General features: G+C 47.4%; 10 protein-coding genes and 1 pseudogene. All 11 read right to left on the reverse strand.

From position 1 onward, the window contains the following. Window positions 1-208 precede the first annotated feature (208 nt). On the reverse strand, window positions 209-355 hold the full coding sequence (locus KBY78_RS11685) for a transposase family protein (protein WP_255143732.1): 147 nt from the start codon (window positions 353-355) through the stop codon (window positions 209-211). Between the two features lie 118 nt (window positions 356-473). Further along, window positions 474-1,592, reverse strand: a complete 1,119-nt coding sequence (locus KBY78_RS11690; protein ID WP_255143733.1) for a hypothetical protein — start codon at window positions 1,590-1,592, stop codon at window positions 474-476. Window positions 1,593-1,795: 203 nt separating this feature from the next. Next, entirely contained in the window at window positions 1,796-2,599 is an 804-nt protein-coding gene (locus KBY78_RS11695) for an FkbM family methyltransferase (protein WP_255143734.1), read from the reverse strand. A gap of 280 nt (window positions 2,600-2,879) precedes the next feature. Then, window positions 2,880-3,938: a glycosyltransferase family 4 protein gene (locus tag KBY78_RS11700; RefSeq protein WP_255143735.1), complete on the reverse strand. Its 1,059-nt coding sequence runs from the start codon at window positions 3,936-3,938 to the stop codon at window positions 2,880-2,882. Then, window positions 3,935-4,861 carry a glycosyltransferase family A protein gene (locus KBY78_RS11705; protein WP_255143741.1) on the reverse strand — a complete coding sequence of 309 codons (927 nt, stop codon included), beginning with the start codon at window positions 4,859-4,861 and terminating at the stop codon, window positions 3,935-3,937. The genes KBY78_RS11700 and KBY78_RS11705 overlap by 4 nt, the downstream gene beginning before the upstream one ends. 30 nt (window positions 4,862-4,891) lie before the next feature. After that, a complete protein-coding gene (locus KBY78_RS11710) occupies window positions 4,892-5,845 on the reverse strand; it encodes a glycosyltransferase (protein WP_255143736.1) in 954 nt (317 codons plus the stop codon). Beyond that, window positions 5,842-7,197, reverse strand: a complete 1,356-nt coding sequence (locus KBY78_RS11715; RefSeq protein WP_255143737.1) for a glycosyltransferase family 4 protein — start codon at window positions 7,195-7,197, stop codon at window positions 5,842-5,844. Before KBY78_RS11715 ends, KBY78_RS11710 begins: the two co-directional genes overlap by 4 nt. Next, a complete protein-coding gene (locus tag KBY78_RS11720; protein ID WP_255143738.1) occupies window positions 7,194-7,988 on the reverse strand; it encodes an alpha-1,2-fucosyltransferase in 795 nt (264 codons plus the stop codon). The genes KBY78_RS11715 and KBY78_RS11720 overlap by 4 nt, the downstream gene beginning before the upstream one ends. Window positions 7,989-8,047: 59 nt before the next feature. Then, on the reverse strand, window positions 8,048-9,046 hold the full coding sequence (locus tag KBY78_RS11725) for an FkbM family methyltransferase (protein ID WP_255143739.1): 999 nt from the start codon (window positions 9,044-9,046) through the stop codon (window positions 8,048-8,050). A 107-nt stretch (window positions 9,047-9,153) separates the two neighbouring features. Beyond that, complete coding sequence (locus KBY78_RS11730; protein WP_255143740.1) at window positions 9,154-9,933, reverse strand: FkbM family methyltransferase; 780 nt, start codon at window positions 9,931-9,933, stop codon at window positions 9,154-9,156. A gap of 558 nt (window positions 9,934-10,491) precedes the next feature. Then, window positions 10,492-11,064, reverse strand: a pseudogene (locus KBY78_RS11735) (ISAs1 family transposase); the annotation flags it as partial. Window positions 11,065-11,281 lie beyond the last annotated feature (217 nt).

The raw sequence follows: 11,281 nt of genomic DNA on the forward strand, positions 1-11,281 counted from the left end.
GGGATTCATCGTGAAACAACGAGGTGCACATGCGCCTCAAGAATGACAGCCCGTCATTCACCCCTGTTCTCCCTCAGTCCAGGGCAATCGGGCCTCAGGATTTACACCATTCCAAGGGACGCGGCCAAATCCAGGGCCAGCGCTTGGTTGAGAGCCTCCCGGTGCCGGCGGGCAAAAGCCTCCAGATCACGGGAGCTGCGGCAGCCGCTCAGGATCCCACCACCGCCACCAGCAGCAGGAACCACTGGGGGTAGCGCACCCCACGGCGGTAGCGGCCATCTGGGATGGCCTTGAGGAAGCTGATCAGGTCATCCGGAACACTTTGATCGACTGCAGTAGAACGAGTTTCGACCATTAGCAGGTAGAAATCCCGCTGACCAAACCCAATGCTGGCAGACCCGCCAAGGGCTATGCAGACAGACTTTTAGGCGGCCCTGGGCACAAGCGATAAATAAGTATTTTAACCGAGAGGATTAGAACTTAGACAAGAAGTCTCGAAAGAGGCTGGCTTGTGCATCTATTGATGGAGCAAGTGATGCAACATGCAAAGTCCTATCTCTCCAAGTAGATCTGCAATTGTCGGAAACTACCATTTGCACTAATCTAGCTAAATCCTTGGGAGAGGATGCAAGTGGCAGTGCCTCAGTATCCCATTCATAGCCTCTTGCTCCTTGAGGTGTTGTTAATACGGGGATTCCCCAGCCGAGAGCTGTAGCAACTTTGGTGCTTGCTCCTCGAGCTTGACAGAAAATTGGGTTCGCAAAAGCCCTCCAAGTAGATGCTTCGATCTTAAGGTCAGAATCTGATAAGCGTCCACAATAATATATAGATTTAAATAAACTTGCTAATTTCTCTCCAATAGATGTTGGCCCGCCAACAAGTCTAATTTGGATGTTCGAATTTGTCATGGCATTGGCTAATTCTATAATTCCCGAGCGATTAGGCACGTGATCCAGAGTTGAAACTATACCCATTCTATGTTTCTTGGCCCGGTTAGGCAGAAGGTTGATATGTATACTTCTAGGGATAAATAGGGTATTTCTTGAACCAAGCCATCGTTCAAATTGAACGTCCTCTTTAGAAATGCATATTGCCCCATCAAGAGATTGGCGTTGATAAATTTCATCGCGCAGCGTCCTTCCTATCCAATGAGGCGAACGTTTTAGTCTAGAGATGCTCTTTGGATCAATCCGTATTTGATTAACTAAGTCTACGATTTCGGCACCATGCGATAAAAAAAGAATTTTTATCTGCTTATCTATTTCTCTGATCTGAGATGCCAGGGAACACGCTTCAGTATTGTTTAGCGCGATGAAACTAATCTTTCGAGCTCTGGTGATTGAAATGATCTCGGAAATGGCCGATTTAGGAACTATTCCTTTAAAGGGTTGTGGCAAAAGCCTGCGCTTAACCCTAGAGAATAAGTTCATATCTGAGGAGTAGCTGCATATTGATATATTTAAATTAGAGGCTTCCATCATTTTAAGATATTCATTCGTGCACCACTGAACTCCTCCGCCATTCGGCTTTAAGTAGTCAGCATTGGAAACAAAAAGAATATTACTGTTAATAGAATGAATCAACTTATTCATGGCATATCAGAATTAATTAACGGTTGACGGATATTGGAAATGATTAAGCTAAAATATGCTGCGAAATACGTTAGCCACGAATGGTTATATGCACGGATCAATATATGCAATACAGCAAAGGTTGCATAAATCGAATATTGTGTGATTAATTACGGTGAACTGGGCGCATATTATAACTCTTTTGCAATGCACTCATCTTAGGGCTAGTTGAGTTTTAACTTGGTGCTCTGAAAGTAGATTTCCATATAATCATGATTGGCACAAGCCACAACTTCCGCCATTTCAGGGCCATGCAACCACTGGCTAGATTCAAAATCGATTGGCGGTTCACTTTTAGAGTAGTTGAACATACCTGCTTGAAGTTTATCTAAGTATGCGATGCATTCGAGCGTTTGGTGTCGAAAATGACTTAGATTGCACTCAAAGCTTAGTAGTTGTATTGGAAGAGTAAGCCCTTGCAGTGCTTCAAGCTCGTAACCTTCAACATCAATCTTAATATATGACGGCTCTCCGTAGGTAGTAATTAGATGATCTAGAGTTACCATCTCTACTTTTAATTCAGAGGCTGCTACTTGTCCAGCGTGGGCCTCCGACCACTGCCGTGAAAATGAATTAAGGGGGCTAGCGGGCCCAAGGCTATAAAAAGTTAATTCTGCAGTAGCAGATCCTACACCTTTATGCACAACGACGACGTCGCTGGAATCAGCGAAGCGTGCCTGGAGCTGTTCAATAGCTGAAGGATCAGGTTCAACGCAAATTACCTGCTTGGAGTATTTTCTGAATAGAGCTGCCTTTTGGCCGCTGTTAGCACCGATATCGAAGACTAAATCACCACCGTTTTCTTCGATTAATCGTGCGTAAAAAATCTTTTCCTTATGCTTTTGGTAGTGATAACTCGGATATCTGATCCTTAGGTAGAGCGAGTAGAGAGCAGAATCATTAAGCCTGTATGGGTTTATCAAAAGGTTCAAGATAGTTCTGAATAGCGAGGGGCGGGATTGTGGCATTTGATTTATCATAAGATGGAATGTATATTTAAGATGTATAAACAATATACAGCTTTGTTTAAGCTTTGTTTAGATTTTTTTACTTTAATACCACTATATGCCTTTTTAATTCGCTTTTGCGATAAAAAAGAAGAACTTGTTAACTGGATTTTTATGGTTTTTACGAAAAATAGTTACAATTATTCTACGCTGTTATAAGTATCGGTGAAATATGCCCAATTGGTGCTGGAATATGACGGCGATGAATGATTTTGCTTCGGTGGCAAGGAGGTAGAAGTGATTAGAATTTATTTGACTTTTTTAACATCGACTGATAAACGCGCAGATAGCCATCAGCCATGGCGCCACTGCTGTAAAGCCGCTCTACGTTCCTTCGGCTGGCCGCCCGATCGAGGTTGGCCAGCCCTGGTAGCTGCGCGATCAACTCCGGCAGGGAGTTGGCCACAAAGCCGGTAACCCCGTGCTCTACCACCTCGGGAACGGCGCCGCGGTTCAATCCGAGCACCGGGGTGCCGCAGGCCATGGCTTCGGCCATCACGATGCCGAAAGGTTCATCCCAGAGGATCGGCATCAGCAGAGCCCGGCTGCTGCCCAGCAATGCAGCTTTCTGGATGTCGTTCGCCGGGCCCACATAGCGGATGTGGGGAGGATCGAGCTGTGCCAACACGTGCTCCTCCACCCAGCGCTGATGTTCCGTTGCAACATTGCCGGCCAGCACTAATGGCAGGCCGCTACGTTTGGCGGCTTCGATCGCTAGGTGGGGGCCCTTGATCTCCTCCAATCTGCCCAGGAACACCAGCGGTGCCTCCGGGCCTGGATCTGCCACAAAGGGGAAGATGGAGAGATCAACGCCATTCGGCACCACATGCCAGCGGCCAATGTCTGCCACAGGGGCCTGCATCCAGGCGCTGATGGCGGAGAACTTCAGAGTGCCGCGGCTCAACGCATGGCTGAGCTGCACGGTGCGGCGGGTCACGGGTCGCTGATAGGTCATCAGTTTGGGGATCGGCCACGGCAGCAATGGCCCGAGATAGGCCAGCCTTGAGAAGGAGTGGAGCAGATCAAAGCTGCCTGAAGCCACTCCCTTGGCCAGAACAGCCATGTTTGCCATGGTGTCGCGGAAGGATGAGCTGGTGGCGCCAGGCCAGCCCACAAGCGTGCAAGGGGATTTGGAGGCTGGATGGGCGAACAGCGTGACACTATGGCCCCGGCTAACCAATTCCCGCACCAGGCCATCTATCATCCTCTCAATACCGCCATAGAGCTCAGGCGGCACCGGCAGTTCCGGATCGGCAGTGATCGCGATGCGCAGCGGTTGATCTGCAAGTGTTTTGTTCATGGCCGGCCGCTGAGCACCTGCATCCGGCGTGCGAGGCGCCAGCCCAGCACCTTGGACGCCAGTAGGAAGGCAGACCCTCCTTCGGGGAAGATTTCAGCGGAATGAAGGGCTTTGGCTCGCTCGAGCGCTTGCTCAGCCAGCTCCGGATGGTAGGGGTAGCAGCTGTGGGCTAGGATCTGCCAGCTGAGGGCAAAGCCGCGGCGGATGCGGTCGCTGTCTTCCCGTTGGCGCACGGCTTGCTCGCAGAGGGCGTTGACTTTGAATTGGGATTGCCAGGCTTTGATAGTTTTGTGACCCGACAAACTTCCTCTGATGCCGCTGCGGTAGTAGCAGCGGGCTCCTGGGCAGAACAGCACCCTTTCGGCCTTCAAGAGAGCACGGGTGAAGTACTCAGCGTCGTTGTTCAAGCAGAGATCTTCCTGCCAGGGCCCTGTGGCTTCTACCAATTGACGGGGGAGCAACCAGAGGGCTGGGAACAGCATTCCGCCCCCTTGCGCTCTGGAGCCAGCTAACCAATCCAGCGGGTCGAGATCTGTCCACACGGCTTCCGGGTCGAATCGTGCCTCAGTGGGCTCGCTGCTGAAGCGGGCCCATTCCGCGGATGCTATGCATTGTGGTTTCCCCTGCAGCCTCGCGATCTGCAAGGCGATTTTGTTGGGTGAGATCAGATCGTCGGCATCGAGGTATTGCACATAGTTGCCATGGCAATGGCGCAGGGCAGTATTAAGAGCAGCGGTTTGCCCTGCATTGCTTTGACGCACGAGGGTGAGCCTGGGATCGCCCCATGCCTCCACCAGGTCTGTGCTGCCATCTTTTGACCCGTCGTCAACAACGATAATTTCAAGATGGCTGTGGCTCTGATGCCTAAGCGAAGCCAGTGTTTCGGTGATGAAGCGCTCGGCATTGAACATTGGGATCAACACCGAGACCAGGGGCTGTGTGACGATCAATGCTCAGTCTCGGCCTCGCCGGGGATACCCCGATCGAAGTGCTGGTTTGAAGAGGCGACTAGATGCTTCCCTCAGCCGATAGGTCAAGTGGGGCGAGACTTGGCAAGCTTTTATCAGCCATGGATTCAATTCCGCTGCCTGAAGAGGTGCCAAGTTTATGGCCATATCAATAGCGCGATCGGCAGAGTTCCAATCCAGGTAGGAGCCTAGTAGGCCGGCAACATGCCATAATTTTTTTGCAACTAGATGATAGTAGAGATGGGCCTCCGGATGTTCTGCTGTTTTGACAAGCACTGCTAGATGGGCTTGCAGGCAACCCAATTTGTTGGATTGCGACATAGAAGATGATGAGGTATAATTAATAATAGCCACCTCAGGCTCTACAGCAAACTTCAAACCAGCAAAAGCTAGCCGGATATGGAAGGCCACATCTTCATTATATAAAACCGCTGGGTCTTCATCATAGCCGCCAGCTTCTAGATAAGCACTTTTGCGGTAAAGGCCGCAGAACGGGTTTATCTGCTCTGAAATTGCATAGGCTCTCGGGTCTTTTTCGAGAAGAATTGGATCGAAGATGCGATGACCAAGCAGCCTTCCCGTTCCCTCCTCGAGATTGTTGTAGTTAAACAAAATGACATCAGCACAGTCTTTTTCAACCCATCTTTGCGCGAGTTTCACAAAACTTGGGAGTAGGTCATCGTCAGCGTCGTGAAAGTGAATCCATTCAGAAGAAACTGCATTAACTAAGGCATTTTTGCCATGACTACATCCTTTATTAATCGCACCACGAATAACTTGAGCTCCGAATCCAGAGGCTACAGATGCAGTTTTGTCAACTGAGCAATCGTCATAAACCCATATCTCATTAAAAAGTTTTGTCTGCCCTAATGCGGATTTCAAAAGCCTTGGCAGGCAATCCGCTGCATTGTAAGCGGGGATACAAAGAGCAATGCTCATATGCCAGATTTAGAAAATTTTGCTCTTAAACGTTTTAAAGTATATTGGAGCAAGCCTTTGAGTGGTAAATTATCAAGAAGAGCCCATGGCTGGTCGGAATGAACGGGCATTGGTGAAACCGACTGCTCAACCCAAAGAGGAACTTTGCTAACTCCTTTTAAGGGCCAATAATTTATGAGATGTTGGAAATATTCATATCTCTCTTGTGCTTGCCTCGCTGGATCGAATAGCTTTTGAACAGTTTTTTGGGCACGGCTAGCCATTTTAAGCCTATCCACTTCAGAAGTATCCATCATTTTAATGATGCTCTCACATAGGCTGCTGGCGTCTCCAGCCTTAAAAATCAGCCCACTTACTCCATCTTCGATAAAACAACTTGCACCAGCTCCATCGGAAATGATCAATGGCCTGCCAGATGCCATTGCCTCAATAGCGCTAAAGTTCATGACATCCCAAGAGGATGGAACAAGGTTGAAGAGGGCTTTCGATTGCAGCTTATATACCTCAGCTGGCAAAACAGGCTCTTTTAAAACAAGTTTTTGATTGATGCCTGCAAACTTAGAGAGTACCTCGTCTAACATCGAAGTGTTACAATCATTATACGGCATGTTCAATCCATACCACTCTACGTTGAGAGATATACTGTCAAGCTTGCTTATCGCTTCGGACACAACCAGAGCACCCTTCCATGATTGAAACCGACCAAAGATGCGCACAACACTATCTATATTAGTATTGGCAATTGGAGAATGACAAAGTGATTGAGGCATAGCCCACCCTGGGGCAACCACATCAATCTCACGCAGTCCGATTAAGTTTTCCCATGTATCACGGCTTTTTGGGTTTGATGTCGCAAGAAACGGAACATGTCTAAGGGTATTGCATTCTAGTAGAGATGCCAATTGGGAAATCGGTTCTTGGCCTTTTAAGGGATCATTTTGCAGAAGTTGCGCAGTGCTCCCATGGCTTTGCACGAACCACGGGACGGGATTACTGGATAACCAGGCGGCGTATAGGAGGCTAATATCGGCGATTTCAACAACATCAGGCTCCCAAGCCTCCGCAAGCTCCCTTAGCGCCCAACTTGCCGCTAAATCGGCTTGTATTGTAGGAAACATTGAGTAGCGTTGAAAACTTCGCTTCCACTTATTAAGACGCGCAATCCCAAGACGTACTTCTGTAATACTAGGTGTGTGATTAATTTCAAACTCAGACTTTTCAGCTACTGAACCAGAACCAATGAGGAATAGGCATTGATCACCAGGATTCAGATTTTGAATAAAGTATTCATGGTATATTCTAATACCACCACCAAATCCCTTGAACTCTGGCTGTATAAAACAGATTTTCATTTATCTGGCTCAGCTAAGACATCGAGCCACTTGAAACCGGGATAAACCAAGGCTGCAGGTATATTTTCTCTTAGTTTCCAGCCCATAAAATACTTTGGTGCATATATACTGCCACCGTTCTTGCTTGCTAAATAACCGGCCCACCATCCAAAGGTTGAGTTTGATATTATTCCATTAGTTGCTCGTTGCAGAATCGCTAGGGTGAGGCCTGGAGGCTCTGAAAAAATAGTTGCTCTTGGCAGATCCTTAAACGCCAGCTTCGCAAAATCATAATCATCACCTGTAATCAGTAAAGGGGTACCATCGTCGTACTTCATCAGCCTGGCAAGAGCATCTTGATAGTATGTAAGCGGAAGGGTTATCCCGCCTAGGTGGTTAGCATAATCAGTTCGTCTAATATGGCAAAAATTAAACTTTTTGTTTTCAAGACCATTTTTTTTAATCCATTCCTCCGCAATATCTTCGATGTCTGGCTTTAAGCCTACGCCGTTTTGTTCTAGCACTTTAGCAAGCTCCCAGTCTTGAAACCATCCACTGTCAATGTATGAAAAGTTTAGTGGCAACTTAAATCTATTAACTGTTTTTACCGATTTCCTGGAATAATCAGATTCTTTGATGAAGGTTCCAAAGCCCAAGAGTGAAGCACTAGCCAAAGATGTGAATATTAACGACCTTATCTTTACTCTGTTCCAAGAAGATATATCGCGGACATTGGCAGGAACTGTAAAATACTTATTTACCTCTTGAATATCAGTTATTAGGACTCTCTCCCTAGGCTTAGCAATACTCAAGGCATAAGCTAGCTGAAAAAGCTGGTTGCCAAGCCTTCCCCCAGAAGTTCGAAATATAATCATTTACGCATTAGAAACAGCTCTACATTGATCAAACGCCTGATCACTCGTAGCAAAAGGGCTTGCAAATGTAAACTGCTTAGATTAATTACCTTTGACACAATCACCGAGGCATCTCGGCTTGAGGTACTATGCATGCTGGAAATATCTTTTCTGAAGCCGTGCTCAAGAAATAGAAGGCTGTCATAAGCACGTTTTAACTCTGCTGACGGAGTGCTTTTCCCATTTACCCAGGCTCGATTTGGATGGATAGGTGGCCGATCGGCTACATTCAGAGAGATATCCCCAGGGTGTGGTAAGTGAATTGAATTTACGATTGTCTTTGTTCTAAAGCAGTCATTACGAAGGAAGGTAGCCTCACATAGTGATGAAAAATTTCGCTTTGAAGCTATATCTATATACTCGGTAGAGTTGTTGTTAAAATGAATATGTACACAGGTATGTTGTTGAGCTAAACGAGAAAAAGCATTTTCAATATAGGCTAAGTCAATATCATCATTTTGTAAGCTCTCGAGGCCATGAAACTCAATTACAATAATCCGGAACCTGCTCAAGAGACTAGAGCTAGCACTATTGAGAACATTATACTCTGCTCCTTCTATATCCATTTGGAGCATTAGTTCATTTTCATCTTCCCGTGAATATTTCCCCACAAAAGCCTGAAGCGAGATTTGGTCTGCTGTATCGCTGCTCCCCAAATAGAGCTTATCAAAAGTCTGAAATAATGGGATGAGTGGCGTCCTAAATAAGCTAGGGTCACTACTCTTGTCAAGAAGGTGGCACTTAATTTTGTAGTTTAGAGTTAGGTTATCTTCAAAGTCCTTAAAATTGTCAACGCCTGGCGAATAGCAGGCTGTGATTCCCTCGAGATGATCGGGCACTAAATAGGATCCATCACTTTTCCCCCCAATGCGCACTAATTTAAAGGGGCAAGGCTGAGGAACAAGGATATCCAATATACTAGTTGAGAAGCTAGATTCCTCACCGAATTGATTCATAGAACTTCCTCAAGGAAAGCAAATTGCTAAGATATCTAGGAAAAAATAATTTACAGAGAAATTATCACCTGCATATTATTCTTTATAGTCAATTCTCTTTGCATCTATTATTCTTTTCTCCGATTCGATTTGGCTAAGACTTTTAAAAACGGAAACTTACGAAGTAGCAGCATCTTGTGATATCCGTTGCAGTCTGGATGATTTAAAAAGATATTAATGTTATATAGAATCGACTTTATCTTCCGTAATAGAATTGATTTCTTGGATTCAGCACCAGCTCTTTGTAGCCAATTGTGAATGCCTCCATAGTTTGTGACCATATTAAACTGAACTTCTTCTGGCGTGAAAAAGCTCGCACCACTTTGCCTGACTGAGGCCATAATTTTCAATGCCCTATCAACCTCAGACTCAATCTTCAGCGCATCAAGGTCAATTAACATATTCTTGATTCTGCTGATTTTTCCGCTTAGAAGAAGTGACTCAAGTATGTCGACTTCACTGCCTTCGCAATTGAGCTTCATAAATACTAAATCGTTGTTATTAATGAATATATCTACAAATAATGATGCATCAACAAGCTGGACGATAGATTGGTTGCCAACCCCTTCAGAACCAAATGCTGGTGCTTGTTGATATACAGATCCACCAGGATTACCAGAGTTGAAAAAGCTTGACGTGGCTGTCTTATTTGAGAGTGCGCATTTAAGGACCGTTACCCTGGGGTCACTTATTTTATTTTTTATCTTTGATACGAGTCTAGCAGAGGGTTCTATTGTGAAGATCTTGTCAAACTCAAATATTGGATCAAGGGCCGCTAGTGTGGCGGTTCCATTAAACCCACCCTCATCAATCAGGATTTTTTGTGGACTGTTCTGATGCATTTTCATGACTAGGATCAGGTTTGCTAGTAGTTTGTTATGAGCTTATGAATAGAACTTATAGCATTCATGAATTATAGTTGTCTGGTCAGATGGAAATTCATTTAACACTATTGGCCTACAAGCGTATGATTGATAATGAATCTTCAATAGTTGACACTGCTCTTGTTATGGATCTCGTCAGTGTTCTGAACTGTTCTCTAGGCGTGAAAAGCAGCACACAAAGACATCACTTCTTCCTACTGAAAGAAGTAGGAGAATAAGAAACCTGGTGTTGGCCCCTAGAGCCATCGGTCAGCTACTTGATGTGGACGCGGCCGTACCAGCGTTTAAAGTTTTAATGATTATGCAAGCATTGGCTACCTGTCAGGATTTCCAGAGCAGGCTACAAGCAGGAAATACAAAGCTGAACGACACGCATGGCATTGTATGCGGCCACGTAACAAGCTTTGAGAAACTATCCTACTATTCTGTTTGCTGCAGCTCAGCTTTCGGGTCATGGGATAAGAGTCTCTTAGCCCATACAACCCATACTAACGGCCTGCCAGAGTCAGGGCCTATTAGAAGTCATCCTGAGGGCGTCTCCGCCGCTGGCCTCCAGCCCAGCAGCCTGAGCAACCCTTTGATGTCGTGAGCCAGGGCTGCGATCCCCTCGGTGATCGACCAGATCCCATCGAGCCGCAGGGCATTGATCGCCATGCTGCGCAGCGTGGCCAGGATCTGAACGCCGTTGTCCTCCCGGTAGCGGTGGGCGTCTTCCCGCAGCGTCACATCCCGCACCCAGTGCCAGCTGTTCTCGATCGACCAGCGCTGCCGGATGGCTTTGAGCAAGGCCTTGGCCCCAGCGCGCAAACTCGTGACGTAGTAACGGGTCTCGTCTTGCGGCTTGCCCTCGCGGGTGCCATGGCTGCGCACGGCGATGATCGTCGCGCTGCCCGGCCACTGCTCCATCACCCACTCCGGAGCCGGCTTGGCCCGCAAGTCCCAGGTGATGTCGCGGCCCCGTTTGATTTCCCGCTTGCTCGTGCGCCAGGGGATCCGCCGGCCGTAGGTGAGCCGGTCTCTGATCAAGCGAAATCCCCTGCGGCGGCCGTGTTTGACGGCGATCAGGAAGTCGGCGCCGCGCTGGGCGAGGTAGAGGAAAAAGGGCGGTTCGCATGCAGCGCGTCGGCTTGCACCAGCACACCCTCAAGTTCGACTGCCTCCAGCAGCTGGCGCAGGGCCTGGATCGTTTGCGTCCCCTGTGTTGGTGTAAATCCCTGGGGACCTCAACCCCGGCGTAGCCGGGGTTGAGCGCGCACCTCAGACGTTCCGCTCAGCGGCCAGCGTTGCAAGGGGTGGGCAGGCCCGTGACCCT

Source organism: Synechococcus sp. EJ6-Ellesmere, from assembly GCF_024345875.1.
GTDB lineage: Bacteria > Cyanobacteriota > Cyanobacteriia > PCC-6307 > Cyanobiaceae > Regnicoccus_A > Regnicoccus_A antarcticus.

Coding starts and splice junctions, on each gene's coding strand:
- KBY78_RS11715 (WP_255143737.1), bottom strand. CDS start 7,197: ATGAAAATCTGTTTTATACAGCCAGAGTTCAAGGGATTTGGTGGTGGT.
- KBY78_RS11685 (WP_255143732.1), bottom strand. CDS start 355: ATGGTCGAAACTCGTTCTACTGCAGTCGATCAAAGTGTTCCGGATGAC.
- KBY78_RS11725 (WP_255143739.1), bottom strand. CDS start 9,046: ATGAATCAATTCGGTGAGGAATCTAGCTTCTCAACTAGTATATTGGAT.
- KBY78_RS11695 (WP_255143734.1), bottom strand. CDS start 2,599: ATGCCACAATCCCGCCCCTCGCTATTCAGAACTATCTTGAACCTTTTG.
- KBY78_RS11710 (WP_255143736.1), bottom strand. CDS start 5,845: ATGAGCATTGCTCTTTGTATCCCCGCTTACAATGCAGCGGATTGCCTG.
- KBY78_RS11700 (WP_255143735.1), bottom strand. CDS start 3,938: ATGAACAAAACACTTGCAGATCAACCGCTGCGCATCGCGATCACTGCC.
- KBY78_RS11690 (WP_255143733.1), bottom strand. CDS start 1,592: ATGAATAAGTTGATTCATTCTATTAACAGTAATATTCTTTTTGTTTCC.
- KBY78_RS11730 (WP_255143740.1), bottom strand. CDS start 9,933: ATGAAAATGCATCAGAACAGTCCACAAAAAATCCTGATTGATGAGGGT.